The 22351-nt window shown below is 47.1% G+C and carries 18 protein-coding genes and 1 tRNA gene; 2 read left to right on the forward strand and 17 right to left on the reverse strand.

Features of this window, described 5'->3' with window-relative positions:
• Positions 1–54: 54 nt before the first annotated feature.
• From C2757_RS05665 to C2757_RS05690, 6 genes are all read right to left on the reverse strand, one after another.
• On the reverse strand, positions 55–3030 hold the full coding sequence (locus C2757_RS05665) for an EAL domain-containing protein (protein ID WP_215373401.1): 2976 nt from the start codon (positions 3028–3030) through the stop codon (positions 55–57).
• Positions 3031–3202: 172 nt separating this feature from the next.
• Positions 3203–3979, reverse strand: a complete 777-nt coding sequence (locus tag C2757_RS05670) for an SUMF1/EgtB/PvdO family nonheme iron enzyme (RefSeq protein WP_215373402.1) — start codon at positions 3977–3979, stop codon at positions 3203–3205.
• A gap of 52 nt (positions 3980–4031) precedes the next feature.
• Positions 4032–4107 (reverse strand) — tRNA-His (locus C2757_RS05675).
• Between the two features lie 52 nt (positions 4108–4159).
• Entirely contained in the window at positions 4160–5257 is a 1098-nt protein-coding gene (gene dusA / locus C2757_RS05680; RefSeq protein ID WP_251366720.1) for a tRNA dihydrouridine(20/20a) synthase DusA, read from the reverse strand.
• A 100-nt stretch (positions 5258–5357) separates the two neighbouring features.
• Positions 5358–5618 carry a hypothetical protein gene (locus tag C2757_RS05685; RefSeq protein WP_215373404.1) on the reverse strand — a complete coding sequence of 87 codons (261 nt, stop codon included), beginning with the start codon at positions 5616–5618 and terminating at the stop codon, positions 5358–5360.
• A gap of 21 nt (positions 5619–5639) precedes the next feature.
• Complete coding sequence (locus C2757_RS05690; RefSeq protein WP_215373405.1) at positions 5640–6023, reverse strand: translational machinery protein; 384 nt, start codon at positions 6021–6023, stop codon at positions 5640–5642.
• 169 nt (positions 6024–6192) lie between these two features.
• On the opposite strand from C2757_RS05690, the gene C2757_RS05695 reads away from it, so the two are divergent.
• Positions 6193–7821: an FMN-binding glutamate synthase family protein gene (locus tag C2757_RS05695; RefSeq protein WP_215373407.1), complete on the forward strand. Its 1629-nt coding sequence runs from the start codon at positions 6193–6195 to the stop codon at positions 7819–7821.
• A gap of 13 nt (positions 7822–7834) precedes the next feature.
• Here the strand turns inward: C2757_RS05695 and C2757_RS05700 are convergent, their stop codons facing one another.
• From C2757_RS05700 to scpB, 10 genes are all read right to left on the reverse strand, one after another.
• Positions 7835–8731: a pseudouridine synthase gene (locus C2757_RS05700; protein WP_215373409.1), complete on the reverse strand. Its 897-nt coding sequence runs from the start codon at positions 8729–8731 to the stop codon at positions 7835–7837.
• Between the two features lie 123 nt (positions 8732–8854).
• A complete protein-coding gene (locus tag C2757_RS05705; protein ID WP_215373411.1) occupies positions 8855–9847 on the reverse strand; it encodes a tripartite tricarboxylate transporter substrate-binding protein in 993 nt (330 codons plus the stop codon).
• Positions 9848–9993: 146 nt separating this feature from the next.
• Positions 9994–11811, reverse strand: a complete 1818-nt coding sequence (gene typA, locus C2757_RS05710; protein WP_215373413.1) for a translational GTPase TypA — start codon at positions 11809–11811, stop codon at positions 9994–9996.
• A 77-nt stretch (positions 11812–11888) separates the two neighbouring features.
• Positions 11889–12800: a tRNA pseudouridine(55) synthase TruB gene (truB, locus tag C2757_RS05715; RefSeq protein ID WP_215373414.1), complete on the reverse strand. Its 912-nt coding sequence runs from the start codon at positions 12798–12800 to the stop codon at positions 11889–11891.
• Positions 12801–12804: 4 nt separating this feature from the next.
• Positions 12805–13185, reverse strand: coding sequence for a 30S ribosome-binding factor RbfA (rbfA, locus tag C2757_RS05720; protein WP_215373416.1), 381 nt, complete (start codon positions 13183–13185; stop codon positions 12805–12807).
• A 5-nt stretch (positions 13186–13190) separates the two neighbouring features.
• Positions 13191–15935: a translation initiation factor IF-2 gene (gene infB / locus C2757_RS05725; RefSeq protein WP_215373418.1), complete on the reverse strand. Its 2745-nt coding sequence runs from the start codon at positions 15933–15935 to the stop codon at positions 13191–13193.
• 13 nt (positions 15936–15948) lie between these two features.
• Positions 15949–17430 (reverse strand): transcription termination factor NusA, encoded by a 1482-nt coding sequence (nusA, locus tag C2757_RS05730; RefSeq protein ID WP_215373420.1) that lies wholly within the window; start codon positions 17428–17430, stop codon positions 15949–15951.
• Positions 17427–17918 carry a ribosome maturation factor RimP gene (gene rimP / locus C2757_RS05735; RefSeq protein ID WP_215373422.1) on the reverse strand — a complete coding sequence of 164 codons (492 nt, stop codon included), beginning with the start codon at positions 17916–17918 and terminating at the stop codon, positions 17427–17429. The genes nusA and rimP overlap by 4 nt, the downstream gene beginning before the upstream one ends.
• A gap of 186 nt (positions 17919–18104) precedes the next feature.
• Positions 18105–19877, reverse strand: coding sequence for a 23S rRNA pseudouridine(2605) synthase RluB (gene rluB, locus C2757_RS05740; protein ID WP_215373424.1), 1773 nt, complete (start codon positions 19875–19877; stop codon positions 18105–18107).
• A complete protein-coding gene (scpB, locus tag C2757_RS05745) occupies positions 19877–20554 on the reverse strand; it encodes an SMC-Scp complex subunit ScpB (protein ID WP_215373426.1) in 678 nt (225 codons plus the stop codon). The genes rluB and scpB overlap by 1 nt, the downstream gene beginning before the upstream one ends.
• A 323-nt stretch (positions 20555–20877) precedes the next feature.
• Here scpB and C2757_RS05750 point away from each other — a divergent pair, with 323 nt between their 5' ends.
• On the forward strand, positions 20878–21669 hold the full coding sequence (locus C2757_RS05750) for a patatin-like phospholipase family protein (RefSeq protein ID WP_251366813.1): 792 nt from the start codon (positions 20878–20880) through the stop codon (positions 21667–21669).
• A gap of 22 nt (positions 21670–21691) precedes the next feature.
• Here the strand turns inward: C2757_RS05750 and C2757_RS05755 are convergent, their stop codons facing one another.
• Positions 21692–22339, reverse strand: coding sequence for a C40 family peptidase (locus C2757_RS05755; RefSeq protein WP_215373428.1), 648 nt, complete (start codon positions 22337–22339; stop codon positions 21692–21694).
• Positions 22340–22351: the final 12 nt, after the last annotated feature.

The following is a 22351-nucleotide window of genomic DNA, read 5'->3' on the forward strand; positions in this document are numbered from 1 at the left end:
GGATAATTTATAGAATTCTAAACTGTCTAAATTATATTTTAGACAGTTTATTGGCTACAGCAGGATGTTTTTAAATGCTTCTGGACTCAAGGGCCTACTGTATAGATAGCCTTGGGCATGGGTACAACCCAAATCCCTGAGTATTTGAGCTTGTTGCTCAGTCTCAACGCCCTCAGCAATAGACTCTAAATCTAAGCCTTTTGCCATAGCAATCATTGCGGATACTAAAGATGCGTCAAGACTATTAGGCGCTAAGGTTTTAATAAAATGGGAATCGATCTTCAAAAAATCAAAGTTAAAGTTTTTCAAAGATGCGAGCGATGAGTAACCGGTTCCAAAGTCATCCACACTAAATTTACAACCTGCCTCTTGCAGCATCGATATTTTGCGCAATACCCTTTGCGACTGAATCAACATCATCCGCTCAGTAATCTCCAGAACAATCTTGTCTGAAGAAATGCCAAATTCTTGCATCCAATCTAACCATTGCACTACCGAGTGATTGGATGAATGAAACTGCGCCGCAGAAACGTTTATCGCTATCGATGGCGCTTTATCAAGGCCAAGAGATTTCAGGAATATCAACACCTCTTTGAAAACCCAATTTCCAATGTCAACTATTAGACCCGACTCCTCGGCGATCTCGATAAATGCCGATGGCATCACTACTTCACCATTTGCTCGGTGCCATCTCAACAATGCCTCAGCATGAGCAATCACGCCTGTGTTTAAGTCATATATAGGCTGATATTCTAAGCGAAATTGCTTGTTCTCCATCGCAGTGCGTAGCTCTGAAATCACACTCGCACGGTAATTTGCATTGACTTGCAGGGCGCTTGTGAAATACTGGAAACCGTTTCTACCCTTTGACTTTGCTGAATACATTGCTTGGTCAGCGCCCAATAACAGCGCCTTCCCGTCATCGCCATCATTGGGGAACATCGAGATCCCAAGGCTAACGGTGACGTAAAGCATCTCTCCGTTAATTGAAATAGGCTCGCAGATATTTTTGATGATCTGACGAATAATGATGTCAGCCTTCTCGGGTCTATCGAGTTGGCCTAATAGGATTACAAACTCATCTCCACCTATGCGTGCCACAGTATCGGTATCACGCACCTCTGAACGCAAGCGCTGTGCCACTTCCTTTAATAGCTGATCACCAATATCATGCCCACGACTGTCATTCACATCTTTAAAGTTATCTAAATCAATATAGATAACCGCTAAGCTCGTTTGTGAGCGGGTTGACTGCTTGATTAATTGCTCCAGACGATCGAGCATCAGACGCCGGTTAGGCAGCCCCGTGAGCGGATCAAAATTCGCTTGTTGATTAATGAGCTCTCGCGCCTTGCGTTGATCCGTGACATCCGATACCAGAGCCACCCGCTGTAAGGGAGCGCCATCCTTATCAAAGGTTGAATAGATCGACAAGAAACGTAGCTCTTCGACGCCATCCCGCACCTTGATCCAAGCCTGCCCTTCCCAGCGCCCTGTAGCGTCAAGGGAAGTGAAGATATCGGAATATGAGCGAGCGCCGTGGCGCTTGACTAAGAAATCAGAAAACCCGTAACCCAGTAAATCATGCTCGGAGTATCCGGTCAATTCTCTAAAAGCGTCGTTGGCTAAAAGAATATTATTTTGCGCATCGCAAATAACTACCGCCTCACCCATCGCACGATACACGGCAGATGACACTTTGAGAACATCCTCCGCGCGCTTCTGCTCTGTAATATCAATGCCATAAATCACGATACGGTCTGAGGTATAAAAAGCGCCCCAAGAAATCAGTCTAGTAGAGCCGTCCTTACAAGTAGTTTGAGTTTGCATGGGAATAAATGGGGCGCCTGATTTAGCAGTCTCCTCGGCACGCTTAACCCATTCTTCTTCGATCTCTTGGCGATATTCTGCGTTTGGATAAGCCAAAGACCACCAGGCATTTGGCTCATGCAGATCCTCTGTTGTGTAGCCCAATGCTTTTGTGAAATACGGATTTACATAGTCGGTCACTTGAGTATTGAGGTTATGGGTGGCCATCAAGGCTGGCGTGTTGCCTACAATTTCTCTGAAGCGGGCCTCGGATTCCAAAATCAAATTGGAGGCCTCTGTGAGCTCACGATTCTTACGCTCAAAACTTTCAACCACTAGACCAACGGTGAGACCAATGATGCAGATAAATCCTAGATACGCCCAGATCACCATTGGGGCATGATTCGTCATTAATTGGCGGTTAAAAAATCCAGCCCCATCAAACGTACTCAGCACCGCCTGCACAAGAACAATACCGAAAAATAGCAAGGCGCCTTGACGACCGAATATCAGCCCGAAGAATGCCGCTAAAAAGATAACGCTAAATCCCCTGCCAGTAAAATCGACATACTCTTTGAGCCAACCCATGAATATCATTTGACCCAACAAGAAAGCAATCACTAAACAAATACAAAACTTAAGAATTTTTTCTTTGGGCCAATCCTGAATCCAGCGTTCAGAGAGTGTTAAAAGGATAGGCGCTATAAAGGCAAAGCCAAAAAAGTCCCCAATAAACCATTTGCGGTAAACCTCGCTCACCATTTCTGGTGCAAGCTCATTGCCCCACACTAAAAACGTGATGTTAATAGTGGTACTAATAAAGGCACCAATAAGGCTGGCGATTAACAAGCGCCCATAGTCGCCCAATGAATGAATATATTTATCAAATTTCAGGTAGCGCTGTAACACGAGGGCAGCAACGAAATAACCTAAAAGTGCACCCGTTGCCAACAGGAAGCCCATCAAGACATCATGACCACCGCCGATTTCACCGAGGACGATGCCGATAAATATAAATGGCCAATACTGCCAACCCAATAGAAGAATTATTCCTAGGCCAATACCAGCAGGCACCCAAATCACACTCTCGCCAATGACTCCAGAAAAGTACCTCAGCAAAAAGATCGCAATGACAGCTTGTGCGATTGCAGCGAGCACGGCATAAGCCACGCCCTTTTGGGTGTATGCCTGATGTGGTCGAAGAAACTGGGAAATGGTCAAGGATTTAACTAAAGTTATAGTAAATGAGTGTATGTAGTTAATATTGTCTCGCCCGACACTATAACTGAGTTATGTAATATTCCCCTTGTTAAATAACAACTTAGAAAGGGATTTATAGGTTTTATTGAATAAATTAGTATTTAAGTACTATTAATAGGATGGGATTTTAAGCCTATTGGTCTTTTACGCAGCGAAAGCCAATGTAAACCACACCTATATCCGCTGGCTTAGATTCCACATCAGACTCTTGCTGTCTATCTGGACCGTACCACCAAGAAGCACCGCGGGTAATGTATCCACTATTTCTCTCGGTAGCTGTCCACTCCCACACATTGCCACCCATGTCATACATGCCATTAACGCCCGGCTGAGTACTACCCACCAAAACATGACCCGTACCCCGGTTGAGTGCGCCTGCTGGCGCAAGCCCTTTGTAGTTGCCGCAGCCACTTAAGCAATGGGAGGGTGTTGGTGTGCTACCACCAGGAAATGGGTAACGCTGTCCTTTAATAAAGCCAGCCGGTGGATTGGATCGTTGCTCTAAGAAGGCAGCTGACGTCCACTCAGATTCAGTAGGTAAACGCTTGCCAAAATAGCGGCAAACACTCTCCGCTTCTGTTTGGTTGAGGTGTACAGCGGGTTCATCATCTTTCGCAGGAACACCATAAGGAGTTCTCCAAGTCCACCCTGGCTTTTGCACAAAACCACCTTCATAAGATAGACCGCCACCCTTCTTTTCAGCAGCACTGACAAAACCAGTAGAGGACGCAAAGGATTTGACATCGGCGATATTCATCTCGGTTTGATCCCATAGGAGATTGCCAATCTGAACTGCGGCAATGGATGAGCTGGGCGCACTTTGACTAGGCGCAGATCTGAGCATGAAATATAAAGCTACGATACTGAGGAAGACGCCAAAGAGAATTGTGGAAATATCAAATTTTTTCATGGCATTAAATCCCATAGAAAAAGCTCCCTAAAGGAGCTTTTGATGAATATTTTGGGGCGAACGACGGGGCTCGAACCCGCGACAACCAGAATCACAATCTGGGACTCTACCAACTGAGCTACGTCCGCCGTTGTAGAGGAAACATTATAGCTTTTAGCTCAAAAACCTGTCAAAAATGGCTTATTTGGCTACTTCTTCAGCAGCTTCATAGTCAAAAGCAGCCCAATCCCCAAGGGTTAGGCTGGCATCAATGAAGAAGTCTACGATCGCCGCTTTACTCTGTACTTTAGCGAGAGCGTGATGATCTGAGAGTCTTTGGCGCCAATATCTCGACCCCGCCCTACCATGCGCCAAACCTAAAATATGCCGGGTGAACGCGCCAATATAAAACGGCTTCTGTTTTGCTTGGCATTCATCAAACCAATTTAGAACCTGTTTAACCAATGCAATCTGAATTCTGTGCCACTCTGTTTCACTAAACAAATAGCCGGCTGCATCACCGTGAGTCTGAATCAAGTCATCCCAGCCTAGCAACATCGCCGGAAAATGATAAGCGGCTCTACCCACCATAAAGCCATCAAAGTCATCCCAGTGTCCAGCGATTTGCTCATTAGTCTCTAAGCCGCCATTAAGCAATACTTTGAGATGTGAAAATTGTTTTTGTGCATCAACCCTCAGTTGTGCAGCAACCTTATAATGTAGTGGTGGTTTACTGCGATTCTCTTTAGGAGATAAGCCCTTCAGCACAGCATTGCGCGCATGAATAGTCACCTGACTCGCACCTGCATCTGCTACTGCGAGAATAAAGTCGAGGGCAAATTGATAATCTTTCTCTGAAGAAGCAGCATCCATATTGTCTAGACCAAGACGGTGCTTTACCGAGATCGGAATATCCACCGCATTCTTCATTGCCCTGACACAGTCAGCAACTAAATTAGGCTCTGCCATAAGACAAGCACCAAAGGCACCCCGTTGTACCCGCTCTGAGGGACAACCGCAGTTCAGATCAATCTCGTCATAAGCCCACTTCTGTGCTAATTCTGCTGCCTTAGCCAAATCACTCGGCTCTGAACCACCCAATTGCAAAACGACTGGGTGCTGGTCTTGAGAATAATCCAAATGTCGTGGCACATCACCATGGATGAGTGCACCCGTTGTCACCATCTCGGTATACAGAGCTGCTTCCTTAGTAAGGGTGCGATGAAAGGATCGGCAATGACGATCCGTCCATTCCATCATGGGGGCAACGGCAAGACGCTTCTTTGTGGTATTGATCATGGACAGGGTTTTAATAGCTTCGCCTGTCATTTTAAATGGATACAAATAAATAAGGGCAACTTAGTCGCCCTTATTCTTAACGCGCACTGCTAAGTTCTGTTTACAGCTTGCTCAACTTTGCCTCTAACTCCACAGCAAGATCCAGAGCTCCCATATAGCCAGACTTGAGGTGTGCTGGTAAGTCGGGGTCGCCCACCATGGTGCCCAAGGTTTCAACCACGCTATAAATGATTCCTTTGGCAGCACCTGCAGCGATAGTGTTATTGGCTACTGCCTCATCAATGTGATTTACCGCATCCAGAAAATAGTCGTGACCTGGTAGACCATCTAGTCCTAATTCTTCTATCGTTTCTTTAGGCATCTTTATTCCTTAATTAAATTCTTAAAGCATCTGATCTACTTTATAGAAGAACTTGCGTGCGTGAGCAAGTATTTCTTTATCGCTAGGATGATCGACAGTTTCTACACCAACAATATTTTCCGCAATTTTAGGATCATGGTGATGGGCATGCTTAATGAGTTCGAGTTTGGCAGAGCCTGGTCCTAGAATCAGAATTTCCTTTGACTCATTGACTGCTTGAAGCACGGAATGAAGATACTTTGTATCCAAGGCTAATCTACCGCTGCCGACTTCATTGGCCTTGTGATGTAAATGGGAGTGGGAAGTTTTGCTTCTGATAATTTCAGCCTCACTAGCGTCCTGACTTAAAAACATGACGTGGGCTTCTTGGTGATCGATCCAAATAACTGCGTGATTTAATGACATATTCTTCCTATGATTAATAATGAGTCCTCCTTCAGGATACTCCTGGAAGGCTTCAGAATGATGTTTAAACCTTGATTCAGGTCAAAATCACAAGGTAGCATTTAATTCGTATACTCAAATTCTTGAGTTTTCAGTCATTTACCAAAAACACCTCATTTCTAGAGCAAATATGTCTATTTTCCCAATCCGCCTGAGCACCTTTGCCTTCAGTATTGTTGGCACCATTATTAGTGGATTTGCCCTCACTATGGGCGTCTCCGATTGGCCCCTGTTTTTGATATTTAGCTTCTTAACTGCTGTAGGTATTTATGACAGCCTACAGATAAAGCATGCTATTTTGCGCAACTACCCGATTCTGGGTCATATGCGTTTCTTGCTGGAATTTATTCGTCCAGAAATACGGCAATACTTTATCGAGGGCGATAACGATAAAACACCCTTCTCTCGAGAGCAGCGTACTTTAGTCTATTCCCGCTCTAAGGCAGTGGCCGATGAGATTCCCTTTGGCACTACTTTAGATGTGATGGCGCCAGGTTATCAGTGGATTAATCAATCGCTTGCACCAACCCATTTGCCTAGCCATGATTTCCGAATTGAGATTGGTGGTAAAGACTGTACGCAGAAATACTCAGCAAGTATTTTTAATATCTCGGCCATGAGCTTTGGCTCTTTGAGCGCTAACGCCATCTTGGCCCTGAACTTGGGTGCCAAGAAAGGTGGCTTTGCGCATGACACGGGGGAAGGCTCCATATCTCACTACCATCGTGTGCATGGTGGTGACCTGATTTGGGAAATCGGCTCTGGCTATTTTGGTTGTCGCAATCCAGACGGGACATTCAATGTCGATAAGTTCAAAGACAATGCCTTAGATGCTCAGGTGAAGATGATTGAGATTAAGCTGAGTCAAGGTGCTAAGCCCGGGCATGGTGGCATCCTGCCGGGACCTAAGGTGACCGCTGAGATTGCTGCTGCTCGCGGTGTTAAAGAAGGTGAAAGCTGTATCTCCCCATCCTCCCACAGTGCATTTTCAACACCAATTGAGATGATGCACTTTGTGCAACGCTTGCGCGATCTTTCAGGTGGTAAACCAGTGGGCTTTAAGTTATGTATTGGCCACCCTTGGGAATGGTTTGGCATTGTCAAAGCCATGTTAGAAACCAATATTCATCCTGACTTCATTGTGGTCGACGGGTCTGAAGGCGGTACCGGTGCCTCACCAGTAGAGTTCACTAACCACGTTGGTACACCGCTGCAAGATGGTTTGCGTTTAGTGCATAACACCCTAATGGGCGTGAATTTGCGCGATAAGATCAAAATTGGCTGCTCTGGAAAAATCATTAGCGCCTTCGATATGGCAGTGGCTTTTGCCTTGGGTGCTGACTGGTGCAATAGTGCCCGTGGCTTTATGTTCTCGGTAGGCTGCATTCAGGCGCAGGTCTGTAATACAGGCTTTTGCCCTACCGGTGTCACTACCCAAGACCCTGTTCGCCAAAAAGCGCTAGTGGTACCCGATAAATCTGAGCGCGTCTTTAACTTTCATAATGAAACCCTCAAGACTTTAAAAGAGTTAGTAGAGGCTGCTGGTTTAGATCATCCAAACGAGATTGATGCTTCTCATATTGTTCGACGCATTAGTAAAAATGAAGTGCGCCTTTTGTCTTTCTTGTTACCCGAAATGCCAGCAGGTCTTCTACTTAAAGACGATCATATTGATCAATCGCTCAACTTACCACGCGTGTTTGAGCTGTATTGGCATAAGGCACAAGCGAGCAGCTTCTCCGCTCACAAGCACGCCTAAGCTCTGGGTTAGCTCAGAACTCCAGTTTTTGTTGACTAGTAAAAGACCTCTGTTGCTGGGTAATGGGGTCTTTAAACGCGATCTCTTTTGCCAATAGCTGCAACGGCTTGGAAAAATCCAGCTCATACTCTTGATAGGGCGTGAGGATGGGGTAGATCTGATCATGCTTGATGGGTGCCCCTAAAGCATTGAGGTGGCAGCGTAACTGATGCTTCTTGCCGCTGCCGGGAATGAGTCGATACAAAGCCCATTCTGGTTTCGCTTGAATCAACTCAATCAAGGTATCACTATTCGGCTCACCGGGTACTTCCTGCATTTGCAAAAAATGTTCAGACTCTTCTAATCTACTGCGATACGTCATCGGGAGTTGCTTTGTCAATTCATCGGAGTAAGGGGCAATGGCTTCATACACCTTTGTGACCAGCCTGTCCCGAAATAGATTTTGATATTGCGCCCTCTCCGCTGGATTAACTGAGAACAGTACCAAGCCTGCCGTATCTCGGTCAATGCGATGTATCGGACTTAATGTCTGAATTCCTGTTGTCTTCTTGAGGCGATTGAGTAAGGTTTGATGCAAATAAAGGCCACTGGGCGTTACAGGCAAAAAATGGGGTTTATCTGCTACCAGAATATGGTCGTCTTGATACAGAATCTGCTCTTCAAACGGAATCTCTGGCTCTCGTGCCAAACGTCTAAAGTAAATGAGGTGAATATTGGCTTGGTATGGCTCACCTGCCTCCAAGGCACGCCCCTCATCATTCAATACTAGACCTTGCGCAAAGCGACTCTCCCACTCCTCTACTGCAATGTGAGGAAATTGCTTGATGAAGAATTGCAATACATTCGGATGAGACTGATCAGCGGGTAAAAATACCCGTGATGCTGAGACTCCTTCTGAATTGACTTTCACAGTGACTAGACGCTTTGACTTAGAGCTATGTATTTTAAGGGATTGAGCATATGCAATTCTGCAAGGATGAATAAAGCCGCCCGTAGGCGGCTTTATAGTCAGCAGAGTAAGCTGGTAAGAAACTTAGTCTGCGTAGATGCCCGCAGCTTTGATGATGGGTGACCACAAATCAATTTGTGCTTTGAGGTGCTTCTTCAAACCCTCTGGAGTGGCATTAGCTTGTGAAGGAATCTCTACACCCAACTCGGCCATGTGCTGTTTGTAGATTGGATCTTGAATAGCGCCTTGCAATGCTTTAGCCAATTTATCCATTTCTGCTTTTGGTGTGCCTTTAGGTGCATAGACCCCGTGCCATACCTTCACTTCAAAGTTCTTTAGACCCTGCTCATTGAGAGTCGGAATCTTATCAAAGGCCTTAATGCGCTGCATCGTCGTTGTGCCATAGGGCTTCACAGCATTTGTCGCGAGCTGGCCAGAGAGATTCGTCGTTTGATCACACATCAATTGCACTTGTCCGCCGATCAAGTCTGTTAGGGCTGGTGCTGTGCCTTTGTAAGGAACAGTCGTTAAGTCCAACTGAATGCGGCTCATGAAGAGCAAACCACACAGGTGACTGGCAGATCCAACACCAGCATTCGCATAAGCAATCTTACTAGCATTCGCTTTCATGTACGGCAAGAGTTCTTGATAGTTCTTTGGTGGCAAATCTTTATTGCCCACCAAAATCATCGGCACGTCTGCTACTTGACCGACATACTCATAATCAGTCATTGGATCAAAACCCAGGTTCTTATACAAAGCTGGCGCAGTTGACATGCCAATGTGGTGAATGAGCAATGTATAGCCATCATTTTTGGAGTTAATCACACGCTTTGCTGCAATCGTGCCACCAGCACCAGGGCTGTTATCCACAATCACTTGACCCTTGAGTTGCTTACCCATCGCGAGGGCTAATTCACGGGCAACTTTATCGGTCGGGCCACCTGCAGAAAATGGCACTACCAAGGTAATTGGACGATCACCCGGAAAGTCAGCCGCTTGAGCAGTGGTGATACCGAGTCCGGATACACATAGCGCCAACGCAGCAACACGGGAGATTAAGAGAGGTAATTTCATGGGTAGCTTCACCTTGAGTGATTAAAAATACAAAAGAGTAGTTTAGAGAATTTTTGCTCTTTATGTAAGTGAATTACAGGTAAATACGCAGAGAAACCTGTAAAAAAAGCCACCCGAAGGTGGCTTTGCTGGTCTAGCTAAAAACCTTACTCGCGTGAGGCCTTTTTGCGATCATGCTCTTTCAGGTAGCGCTTACGGACACGCACACTCTTCGGAGTGACTTCAACCAACTCATCGTCGCTGATGAATTCAACCGCGTATTCCAAAGTCAGATCAATTGGGGTAACCAAGCGAACTGCCTCATCGGTACCGGAAGAACGAACGTTGGTGAGCTGCTTACCTTTAATCGGATTCACAACCAAGTCATTATCGCGACTGTGGATACCAATAATCATGCCTTCATAAACTGGATCACCGTGTTTTACAAACATGCGGCCACGATCCTGCAATTTCCAAATTGCATAAGCAACCGCTTCGCCATCATCTTGGCTAATCAATACGCCGTTATGACGTTCACCCAAAATACCGTCTTTGGCAGGCGCATAAGAATCAAAGGTATGACTCATTAATCCATTACCACGGGTCATGGTCATAAAATCGCCCTGGAAGCCGATCAAGCCACGCGCTGGGATGCGGTACTCAAGACGGGTACGTCCTTTACCGTCACTCACCATATCCTGCAACTCACCCTTACGCTTGCCCAAGTCTTCCATCACAGCACCTTGAGTAGCATCTTCTACGTCAACCGTTAAGTTTTCGTAGGGTTCCATCTTCACGCCATTTTCTTCGTGGAAAACAACGCGTGGACGGGAAACTGCCATCTCATAGCCTTCACGACGCATTGTTTCTACCAAGATCGTGAGATGCAACTCACCGCGACCCGATACTTCAAAAACAGTATCGTCATCAGTCTCTCTGACACGCAAAGCCATATTGGACTTGAGTTCGCGATCTAAACGCTCACGGATCTGACGGCTAGTTACAAACTTACCTTCACGGCCAGCCAATGGGCTTGTGTTCACCATAAAGTTCATGGTTAAAGTTGGCTCATCAATCTTGAGCATTGGTAATGCGTCGGGTTTATCAACCGCACAAACAGTGGTACCAATTGCTAACTCTTCAATACCGTTGATCAAAGCGATATCGCCAGCAATGGCTTCTTCAACGACCTCGCGCTCCAATCCTTTGAACTTTAAAACCTGATTTACGCGGCCTTTAAATGGCACACCATCTGGGCCATTCATGCAAATGACTTCCATGCCAGACTTCACGCGACCGCGGTTTACACGACCAATACCAATTTTTCCAACATAACTGTTGTAGTCAATAGAAGAAATCTGGAACTGCAAAGGACCATCTGGATCATCATCACGGACAGGAACGTGTTCTAAGACAGCGTCAAATAATGGACGCATATCGCCTTCACGAACATCTTCCGTCATACCTGCATAGCCGTTCAAGCCGGAAGCATAAATGATTGGGAAATCTAACTGCTCTTCGGTAGCGCCGAGTTTGTCAAACAACTCAAAAGTAGCATTAATTACGTAATCAGTACGCGCACCTGGACGGTCGACTTTATTAATCACAACGATTGGCTTCAATCCGAGTGCCAAGGCTTTCTTAGTCACGAAACGGGTTTGTGGCATTGGGCCTTCAACCGCATCAACCAAGAGCAATACGCCATCAACCATGGAGAGCACACGCTCTACTTCACCACCGAAGTCGGCGTGTCCTGGGGTATCCACAATATTGATGTGTGTACCGTCATATTCCACAGCACAGTTTTTAGAAAGAATAGTGATGCCACGCTCTTTTTCCAAATCGTTTGAGTCCATGACGCGTTCGGTCATTTTTTCATTCGAGCGGAATGTACCAGATTGGCGTAAGAGTTGATCAACCAAAGTAGTTTTACCGTGGTCAACGTGGGCGATGATGGCGATATTACGAAGTGCGCGTTTAGTCATGTGAAGCTTTTGAAGTTAGGAATTGGGTTAATAGAAGGTTAGTAAATAAATAAGTCAGTTTGATTTAATGTATTGCTTTAATGCGCCTGAGAAATCAAACGCTTGGGGTGTAATACACCTGAGCGCCAATCTGCAGTGCCGATAAAGTTATGGGGAGCAGCGGTAGCGCGATAAATCCGCACTAAAGCCTCAATCGAAGGCAAATTCAGCGGTACGCGTTGGCCCATTTCGAGGCGCTTCGCTTGCTGCTCATCTACTGTTAAATGCGGTAGGGTCTGAAGCAAGGCATCGACCGGCAAAATATAGTTAGAGCTATCGTGCAATGCTTGTTGAATCGACTCTAGAGTGAAGGACTGCTCCAGGGTCAAGTGCCCTACTTCAGTTCTACGTAAACCGACCAAGTGGGCACCACAGCCCAGTGCATTGCCAATATCTTCTGCTAACACGCGAATATAAGTACCTTTACTACAAGACACTTCTAATGTCGCTTGTGGCCATTGAATATCAATCCACCGAATGTGATGAATCGTAATATCACGGGCAGTGCGCTCTAATTCAACACCTGCACGTGCGTACTCATACAAAGGCTTGCCATCACGCTTTAAAGCGGAATACATGGGTGGCACTTGTGAGATCGGGCCAGTAAATTTTGGGAGCAATGCATCGAGCGTCTGCTGGAGTTCCAGTTCGCTCGCAAAGATCGGCAAGGCAAACTCTTCAATAATTTGACCTTCAGCATCACCGGTATCAGTGCGTGCTCCAAATTTGACATTGGCGATGTAGGTTTTGTCTGCATCGAGCAAATCTTGTGAATATTTTGTAGCCTCACCCAGGCAAATCGGCAAAAGGCCTGTCGCCATCGGATCTAAGGTACCAGTATGGCCAGCTTTATCAGCATTAAAGGCACGTTTGACTGCGGTAACCGCACCCTGAGAACTCATGCCCGCAGGTTTATCCAACAACACCACACCATCGATCCGCGTAGCCATGAAATTATTGGCTCTCGTCTTTGTGATCGCTGCTGCGGTCACTATCCACAGCCTGATCGATCAGTCGAGACATTTCAATACCATGCTCAATAGAGTTGTCATAGTGGAAATGCAAAGTTGGAACTGTATGAATATGTAAACGCTTAAATAATAAAGAGTGTAAATACCCAGCTTTTTCTTGAAGTGCTTTTAATGCATGCTCAGGCTCTGCTCCCAAGACCGTAAAAAATACTTTGGCATGCGCTAAGTCGGGTGTGAGCTCAATACTTTGTAAAGTAATGAGGCCCAAACTAGGACTACGCAGTTCACGAGGGATAAGCTCGGCCAGGTCTCGCTGAATTTGATCGGCGAGACGCTGGTTACGATGCGGACTAGTCTTATGCATCTAGCTTAGAGTGAACGAGCTACTTCAGTGACTTCAAATACCTCAAGCTGATCGCCCTCTTTAATGTCGTTATAGCCTTTTAATGACAGACCACATTCAACACCGGCGCGAACTTCTTTGGCATCATCCTTAAAGCGCTTCAGTGAATCAAGTTCACCAGTCCAAACCACCACGTTGTCACGCAGGAGGCGAACGCTTGATGTGCGTTTAACCACACCATCCACCACCAAGCAACCTGCAATAGCGCCGACTTTAGAGACCAAGAAGACTTGACGGATTTCAACCATACCGGTGATTTCCTCTTTCTTGTCTGGTGTCAACATGCCGCTCAAAGCCAATTTCACTTCATCCACCGCGTCATAAATAATGTTGTGATAACGAATATCTACGCCATTGTTCTCTGCCAACTTGCGAGCTGCTGCATCTGCACGAGAATTAAAGCCGATGATGACTGCTTTAGAGGCTACCGCCAAGTTCACGTCGGTTTCGGTAATGCCACCCACAGCAGCGTGAACGATTTGCACCTTCACCTCTGGTGTAGAGAGCTTCATTAAGGATTGAGCCAAAGCTTCTTGGGAACCCTGAACGTCTGCCTTGATGATTAATGGCAAGAGTTTCGCTTCAATTGCACCCTCTTCCATGTTTTCCATCATGGTTTCGAGCTTGAATGCTTGTTGCTTAGCCAACTTCACATCGCGGAACTTACCTTGACGGAAGAGTGCAATCTCACGGGCTTTACGCTCATCAGGAACCACTTGAACAGACTCACCAGCAGCAGGCACTTCCGCTAAACCTTGAATCTCCACCGGGATAGATGGGCCAGCCTCATTACAAGGCTTACCGTTTTCATCCATCATTGCGCGTACACGACCGAAGGTAGAACCAGCCAAGAGCATGTCGCCACGTTTGAGCGTGCCAGATTGAACCAAGATAGTGGCCACTGGCCCCTTACCTTTGTCCAAACGCGCTTCAATCACGAGACCTTGTGCTGGAGCATCTTTAGCAGCTTTGAGCTCCAAAATCTCTGCTTGCAAGAGCACGTTCTCTAATAAAGCATCAATACCTTCGCCTGTTTTTGCAGACACGGGAATAAATGGCACATCGCCACCGTATTCCTCAGGAACAACCTGCTCTGCTACCAATTCGGTTTTAACGCGCTCAGAATTGGCTTCTGGTTTATCAATTTTGTTGATCGCCACAACCAAGGGAACGCCACCAGCAACTGCATGGTGAATCGCTTCTTTGGTTTGCGGCATCACGCCGTCATCTGCCGCCACCACCAAGATCACAATATCGGTTGCCTTGGCACCACGAGCACGCATCGCCGTAAAGGCTTCGTGACCCGGGGTATCCAAGAAAGTAATCATGCCGCGTGGTGTTTCCACATGGTATGCGCCAATGTGCTGGGTAATACCACCCGCTTCACCAGTGGCTACTTTTGCCGCACGAATCTTATCGAGCAAAGAAGTTTTACCGTGGTCAACGTGACCCATTACTGTGACCACTGGAGGACGTGGCAATAGTTCTGCATCATGCCCATCTGTACCAAGATCTAAATCAGGATCATCTAATTTCGCTGCATGAGCCTTATGACCCATCTCCTCCACAATGATCATGGCGGTATCTTGATCGAGTACTTGGTTGATGGTAACCATCTGACCCATACCCATTAATAACTTAATCACTTCCGCACTCTTCACTGCCATTGCATGAGCTAACTCTGCAACGGTAATGGTTTCTGGAACATGTACATCACGCACGACTGGCTCAGTAGGCACCTGGAAATTGGTGTCGACGTTCGCTTCAGCAATTTGGCGCTGCTTCTTGCGACCGCCGCCTGAGCGCCAACCACCAACACCACCAGATGAATCACCGCGAGTTTTCAGGCCGCCCGGTTTCTTGGCGCCCTCTTCTTGCCAAGTAGAAGATGTCTCAGAAGATTTAATGGTTTTACCGCCAACTTTCGCTGGAGATTTTTTCTTATCATCTGCACCCTCTGCTTTAGCAGGCTTGTGGAGAGTACCTTTTTTCGCTTCTTCAGCAGCAATTTCACTTGGTGCCTTGAGTACACGCGCTGGGGCACTCATCATGTCGCGAATAGCCAAAGCCTCAGCTTCAGCAGCAGCACGACGCACTCGAATTTCTGCTAATTCTTTTTCTTTGCTAGCGGCTAAATCTTTAGCCGCCTTATCGCTTTGGGCTTTTTTCTCAGCCGCAGCTGGAGCTTCATCACCCTTGGCATCTTTTTCAACAACAGGTTGGGCTACTTCTTTTTGACGCGCTTCTTCTGCCGCCTTCATTTCTGCTTCTTGACGAGCCAATAACTCAGCTTGACGGGTTGCTTCAGCTGCGCGCTTCTCTAATTCTTCCTCAGAAAGAATTGGCTTTGCTGGTGCTGCGGGGGTAGTTACTTTTTCTGCTACCTCTTCAACTGCAGGTGCTTTATCTCCCGCCTTGACCAACACGCGCTTTTTACGAACCTCAACTTGAACAGTGCGCGTACGCCCTGCAGAGTCTGCCTGACGAATCTCAGAATTCTCACGCTTAATTAAGGTGATTTTTTTACGAGCGCCAGCTTCAGCATTGCCGTGTGCTTTTTGCAAATGCTCGAGCAGGACTGTTTTGTCCTTCTCGGTGATGCTCTCGTCCTCAGAACTTTTATCGATACCAGCTGCCTTCAATTGCTCCAAGAGGTCAGCCGCGGTTCGTTTCAGTTCCTTGGCGAGTACTTTTACTGTTGTTGTTGCCATGCACTACTTCCTCTCATGAAGTAAACCAATGTTCGCGCGCTTTCATGATGAGCGTTTTCGCAGTTTCTTCGTCAATTTGTGTCGCCTCAACCAGCTCATCAACAGCCAGTTCAGCAAGGTCGTCACGGGTGTGGACTTGATTCTCAGCAAGCTTTGCAATCAACTCAGTAGTCATGCCTTCTAAAGAGCGCAAGTCTTGGGAAACTTCACCAATCCGCTCTTCTTTAGCTAACTCCATAGTCAATAGAGAATCACGAGCGCGGGTACGCAACTCGTTCACAGTATCTTCATCAAATGAATCAATCTCTAACATTTCAGACAATGGCACATAAGCCACTTCTTCCAAAGTGTTGAAACCTTCTTCAATCAAGATGTCTGCTACCTCTTGGTCAACGTCCAATTTGTCCATGAACAATTGACGCACAGAAGAGGCTTCTTTTTCAGTTTTCTCAGCAGACTCTTCAGGAGTCATGATGTTGATCTGCCAACCAGTCAAATCACTTGCCAAACGTACGTTTTGTCCGCTACGGCCAATGGCGATTGCCAAGTTTTCTTCATCAACCACCACATCCATCGCGTGACGCTCTTCGTCAACCACGATTGAAGAGACTTGCGCTGGAGCCAAAGCACCAATCACAAACTGGGCCGGATCTTCAGACCACAACACGATATCCACTGCTTCGCCAGCCACTTCGTTACGTACTGCAGTAACGCGTGTGCCACGAACACCAACGCAGGTGCCAATTGGGTCGATACGCTTGTCGTAAGTCACTACAGCAATCTTGGCGCGAATACCGGGGTCACGGGCTGCGCCCTTAATCTCTAACAAGCCTTGTTCCATCTCTGGAACTTCATTCTCAAATAACTTGATCAAGAACTCAGGGCAGGTACGGGAAAGTTCAATCTGGGGGCCACGAGCTTCACGATCCACTTTGAGGATGTAAGCACGCACACGGTCACCAGAACGTAAATTCTCTTTTGGAATCATTTGATCGCGACGCAACAATGCTTCAACACGGCCAGATTCAATAATCAAACCATTCTTATCAGCACGCTTTACGGTACCAGTCATGACTTTTTCGCCACGCTCTAGGTAGTCGTTCAAAATCTGCTCGCGCTCAGCATCACGAATGCGTTGCAAGATCACTTGCTTGGCAGCTTGTGCGCCGATACGGCCAAATGCCAAGGATTCAATTTGCTCTTCAATGTAGTCGCCGACTTCCATATCAGCCAATTGCTCTTGGGCTTCGAATTGCAAAATCTCTTTATCAGGCTCTTGGAGACCGGCTTCATTAGGAACCACCAACCAGCGACGGAAAGTTTCGTATTCGCCTGACTCACGGTCAATCGATACACGAATATCCACATCTTCATTGGGATAGCGCTTCTTTGTGGCCGATGCCAACGCCATTTCTAGCGCCTCGAACACAATAGCTTGATCAACGTTCTTTTCACGCGCTAGCGCGTCTGCCAACATGAGAACTTCTCGGCTCATGACTTTCTTCCTTTGAAATCAATAACAGGGACCAACCGAGTCTTATCGACCTCGGCTATAGAGAACTCCAATTGAGAGGGCTGACCATCAGCACCCTCGAACACCAAACCAAATTTCGCATCAGGTGAATTCAATTCACCAGTCAGCAAACCTTGCAACACACCACGAAAATTCTTACGGTTACCAACGGCAACACGTAGTTTTAAATCCACTTCCATTCCAGCAAAACGTTCAAAGTCTGCTGCACTCTTCACAGGGCGATCTAAGCCTGGTGAAGAAATCTCTAAGCGCTCGTAAGGGATGTTCTCAACCGGCAAGGTGTAGCTCAATTGATGGCTCACCTTCTCGCAGTCAAGCACCGTAATCAAGCGCTCGTAATCGGGGTTTTCAATCGTGACGCGCAGCAATCCTCCGGCTTCACGCTCGATATCTACTAGCGTGTAACCCAAGTTTTCCAGCTCTGCAGAAATGACCTGCTGATCTTTCACGACTACCCTTCATACCAAAATGACAAAAAAAAATGGGCTTTGAAGCCCATATTCTCGAAATTCAGAACAGGCCGACTTACGTTGATCGCAACATCAGTCGGTAACAACTAAAAACAGCAACACTCTGCTGTAAGACCAAAATTATAGCTGATTTTTGATCCCTTTCTCAGGGAAATCTATTAGAAATCAGAAGCTTTCGCCAGGATTGCGGGGTTTTCTGGGGCCCTTATTGAAGGGTTTGCGTCCTTTTGGAGCGCCCCGTTTTGGGCCATTTCCTGGGGTTTGAGGGCTTCCCGTCACAAAAGCAGACTGCCCATGATGGACTTTTTTACCTTTGTTACGGCCTTGACCGCCTTGACTACCTTGCCCGCCTTGACCGCCACCCTGTCCAGGGCGACCGCCTTGAGTACGACCACGGAATGGACCACGACCTTCAGCAGACCCGCCACCGCCAGGCTTTCCACCTCTACCTTGGTGAGTCATGCCGTTATGGCCACTCGCCAGCGTTAAGGCATCGCGTGAGCCCCAGTATGACACTGAGGTTTGCATGGGATCAGGCTGGAAATCAGCACCTTCTGGATTGCGACTTTGTCCACCAGCATTCGGGTTACGGCCTTTATCTTGCGGCTGTGGCATTTTTAGTCCTGCCGACTTCATCAGGTTATAGATACCGCCAGCTTCAATCTCTTCCCACTTGCCACGTCTTAAGCGCGGAGGCAATAAGAAAATGCCATATCGTGTTCGGATTAAGCGAGATACCGTATGACCAACTGCTTCAAACATGCGACGCACTTCACGATTACGACCTTCGGTTAAGGCAACGTGATACCAGCGGTTGGCGCCATCACCACCACCCATTGCCAGACGTAAGAATTTGGCTTGACCATCATCTAACTGAATACCGCTTTTGAGTTGCGCCGTATTGTCTTGACTCAACTCACCTAAGATACGCACTGCGTACTCACGCTCAACACCGTAGCGTGGATGCATTAAACGATTTGCTAACTCACCAGAGGTGGTAAACAACAAGAGTCCTTCAGTATTAAAGTCCAAGCGACCCACCGCGATCCAACGACCCTGCCGTGGTTTAGGCAAACGATCAAATACGGTTGGACGACCTTCGGGATCTGATTGGCTCACGATTTCGCCAGCTGGCTTGTGATACAAAATCACGCGTGGTGGCTTGGTCTGAATCTTGCGATGGACCTGCTTGCCATTAATACGTACTTGATCTGTTGGACCAATACGCTGCCCAATATGTGCTGGCAATCCATTGACTGATACGCGCCCCTGAATAATCAGATCTTCCATATCGCGACGGGAACCCATGCCAGCATCTGCTAATACCTTATGCAGCTTAACGGTATCCTCATCATCGGCATCGTCATCTAAGCCATCGAGATCGGACCAGACTTCATCGCGCAAACTCAGTGGTAACTCATCCACATTGGCAAATTGCAAGCTACTAACTTCTTCTTCAGTTGGTGCATCAGGATCCTCATCTTCACGGGAACGTTGTGCGCGCTGTGCACGTCGCTCTGCACCAGTTTGATGGGAGATTTCATGCTCATTAAAGCCATCCGGATTTTTAACTTCCTCAATTTCCGGAGCATCGAGTGCGGCATCAAATTCACCTGAAACTACTGAAGCAAATAAGGCTTCGCTATCGGCTGCATTGGGCGCTAGCTTGGCGGCAGAATGGTTGCCACCTTCGCGTGGCCCATGGTTATCACCACCCTCTCTTCGTGGGCGGTCCTTGTTAAATGGGCGCTTCTTATTAAAAGGATGCTTGCCAGTCCCTTGACGACGTGGGTTACGCTGACTGCGCTCGCCCCTCTCCCCTGCCTCACGACCCTCAGACGCTTGGCCCTCTCCATGCGATGGAGCAGCCTCAGAATGGGATGGTGTTGCCGCTGAAGGTATTGCCGGGGATGAATCGTTGTCGTTAGAACTTGTCATTAATTATTTTTTGTTTCGTCTGAAGATTCAGACTCGGGAGTAACTTCTTCTACAGCATCTTGGGTTGAAACTTCGGCAATCGCTTCATCGATCACCACAGTCTCTACAGTAGCATCGGGATCAAATTCAATAATGGCTTGACCCAACTGCTCCGCTGCAGCCATAGGCGCAGCGTCTTCTAAGATTGGCAAGCTCTGTAAATTCGTCAAACTTAAGTCATCTAAAAATTGTTTGGTGGTGGCGTATAAACCTGGGCGACCGATGGTCTCTTTATGACCAATCACTTCAACCCAACCACGATCTTCTAACTGCTTCATCACGTTGCTACTAACAGCCACTCCGCGAATCTCTTCAATCTCTCCGCGTGTCACCGGCTGGCGGTAGGCAATGATGGCTAAAGTTTCCATCACCGCACGGGAATACTTCGGTGGCTTCTCTGGCGTTAAACGATCAAGGTACTCGCGCATCGATAAACGACTCTGAAAACGCCAACCAGTAGCAATGTGGGCTAGCTCCATGCCCTTATCGTCCCAGGCACGCTGTAACTCCACCAAAGCTTCGTCAATATCTGCAGTTGTGATGTCTTCCACAAACAAGCGTGATAAATCAGCGACAGTGAGGGGTTCCTGTGCGCACAGGAGGGCTGTTTCAATAACGCGCTTGTTGTGATCGTCCATAAAAGTGGGCTATCAGGAATTTTCCTGATGAGGCTTTAAAAAGTGTATTTCAGTAATGGGTTTTAGGTGTTCTCTAGCTACTACGAACAATCCATCTCTTAAATTCTCGTTGGGGGATTGGTTCGCGCCGAAACGAAGTCCTTTTCGTTCACCGTGCACCCATTATAAGGTAGGCTCAATACAATAGCCATATGCACAATAAATCCTCAAAACTCCCGATTCCAGCCTTGATGCAGCCCGGCTCCCCAGAGCGGCGTCGCTTGCTAGGCCTCGGAATTGGCTTAGGCGCCCTGCTCGGTGGCGCTAGCTTGAGCTCTTGCAGCATGATTGGCAGCAAAAAGCCTGTTATTGGTTTGGCATTAGGCGCTGGAGCTGCCCGAGGTTTTGCTCATATTGGCGTCATTAAAGCCCTCGAAGCTCAGGGCATTCGTCCCGATATTGTGGTTGGCAGTAGCGCAGGTAGCGTCATTGCCGCCCTCCTTGCCTCTGGTGCAACAGGCAATGAACTGAATCGCCTAGCACTCAATTTAGATGAAGCCACCATAGCCGATTGGGGTCTGCCATTTGTGGGGCGCTTTGGTGGCCTCATTAAAGGTGATGCCTTACAAAACATGGTCAATCGGGAAGTGCAAAACAAAACCATAGAACAAATGCGTATTCCGCTGGGCATTGTGGCAACCGAATTGCAATCTGGCAAAGGTGTTTTATTTAGGACTGGCAATACGGGTCAAGCAGTCCGCGCATCGTGCAGCGTACCTGGTGTATTTCAACCCACCGTGATTGGCGGCAAAGAATATGTCGATGGGGGATTGGTCGCACCCGTACCGGTAAGTTATGCCAGACAGATGGGCGCCACTCTCGTGATCGCGGTGAATATTTCGTCGGAACCCGTGCATCAAGATGCTAGCGGTACATTTGGGGTGCTGCAACAAACCATCTCCATCATGCAACGCAGTATTAATCAGTATGAATTAAAAAGTGCGGATATTGCCATTACTCCACAACTAAGACAAATGAGTAGTGGCGACTTTAAATCCAGAAATGCGGCAATCCTGGCTGGCGAAGCCGCAGCACAAGAACAAATGGCATTGATTAAGGAAAAGCTGAAGGGGTAAATCAGGGCTATTGCCTACGGAATTAGAGGCTTGGAGACTTGCGCTTTAAGTTCTTCACTTCATTGAGGAGCTCTTGACGTTCAGCGTCATTCAGATTGTCGCTACCATCTAGACGGCGAGCACCATCAAAACGTTTATCCCAATAAAGACTACCAAGATCATCGACACGAACTGCAGTGCCTTTGGATGGAGAGTGAATAAATTTATTGTCACCGACATAAATACCCACGTGCGAAAAGGTGAGTCGCATGGTGTTAAAAAATACGAGATCACCTGGCTGCAACTCATCACGATTGATCGGCTTACCAACTCTGCTCATCTGAGTCGATTTGCGAGGTAATAAAAATCCTAATTTGTCTTTAAAGACGTAACCGACAAAGCTACTGCCATCCAATCCTGATTGTGGCAATTCAGAATCCCAGCGATAACGCACGCCAATGACTTCCATTGCGCGATTAATAAGTTCTTCAGATTTTCCGGAGACGGTATCAACCAAACGATCTGATACTCGAGATAAATAAGAGCGGCCCGCCTGAAACATACTTTCTTTAGGTACAGCTGTCTCAGCTGAAGTCTCAACCGGAGCATCAACAGCATAAGTTGACCAAGCAAAGCCCAAGCCCAAGGCGAGAACCAAGAGCTTTGGCAGGAGCGCTTTTTTCAATGACATCGTCTTAGTGTA

Origin of the sequence: Polynucleobacter sp. MWH-Svant-W18 (assembly GCF_018687495.1) — a bacterium.
Taxonomy (GTDB): domain Bacteria; phylum Pseudomonadota; class Gammaproteobacteria; order Burkholderiales; family Burkholderiaceae; genus Polynucleobacter.

Bases quoted from the DNA above. Each gene is read 5' to 3' on its own strand.
- C2757_RS05755 (WP_215373428.1), bottom strand. From the start codon at position 22,339: ATGTCATTGAAAAAAGCGCTCCTGCCAAAGCTCTTGGTTCTCGCCTTG.
- C2757_RS05690 (WP_215373405.1), bottom strand. From the start codon at position 6,023: ATGTCATTAAATCACGCAGTTATTTGGATCGATCACCAAGAAGCCCAC.
- typA (WP_215373413.1), bottom strand. From the start codon at position 11,811: ATGACTAAACGCGCACTTCGTAATATCGCCATCATCGCCCACGTTGAC.
- rluB (WP_215373424.1), bottom strand. From the start codon at position 19,877: ATGACAAGTTCTAACGACAACGATTCATCCCCGGCAATACCTTCAGCG.
- nusA (WP_215373420.1), bottom strand. From the start codon at position 17,430: ATGAGCCGAGAAGTTCTCATGTTGGCAGACGCGCTAGCGCGTGAAAAG.
- truB (WP_215373414.1), bottom strand. From the start codon at position 12,800: ATGGCTACGCGGATCGATGGTGTGGTGTTGTTGGATAAACCTGCGGGC.
- C2757_RS05685 (WP_215373404.1), bottom strand. From the start codon at position 5,618: ATGCCTAAAGAAACGATAGAAGAATTAGGACTAGATGGTCTACCAGGT.
- C2757_RS05750 (WP_251366813.1), top strand. From the start codon at position 20,878: ATGATTGGCAGCAAAAAGCCTGTTATTGGTTTGGCATTAGGCGCTGGA.
- scpB (WP_215373426.1), bottom strand. From the start codon at position 20,554: ATGGACGATCACAACAAGCGCGTTATTGAAACAGCCCTCCTGTGCGCA.
- infB (WP_215373418.1), bottom strand. From the start codon at position 15,935: ATGGCAACAACAACAGTAAAAGTACTCGCCAAGGAACTGAAACGAACC.
- C2757_RS05705 (WP_215373411.1), bottom strand. From the start codon at position 9,847: ATGAAATTACCTCTCTTAATCTCCCGTGTTGCTGCGTTGGCGCTATGT.
- dusA (WP_251366720.1), bottom strand. From the start codon at position 5,257: ATGATCAATACCACAAAGAAGCGTCTTGCCGTTGCCCCCATGATGGAA.
- rbfA (WP_215373416.1), bottom strand. From the start codon at position 13,185: ATGCATAAGACTAGTCCGCATCGTAACCAGCGTCTCGCCGATCAAATT.
- C2757_RS05670 (WP_215373402.1), bottom strand. From the start codon at position 3,979: ATGAAAAAATTTGATATTTCCACAATTCTCTTTGGCGTCTTCCTCAGT.
- C2757_RS05695 (WP_215373407.1), top strand. From the start codon at position 6,193: ATGTCTATTTTCCCAATCCGCCTGAGCACCTTTGCCTTCAGTATTGTT.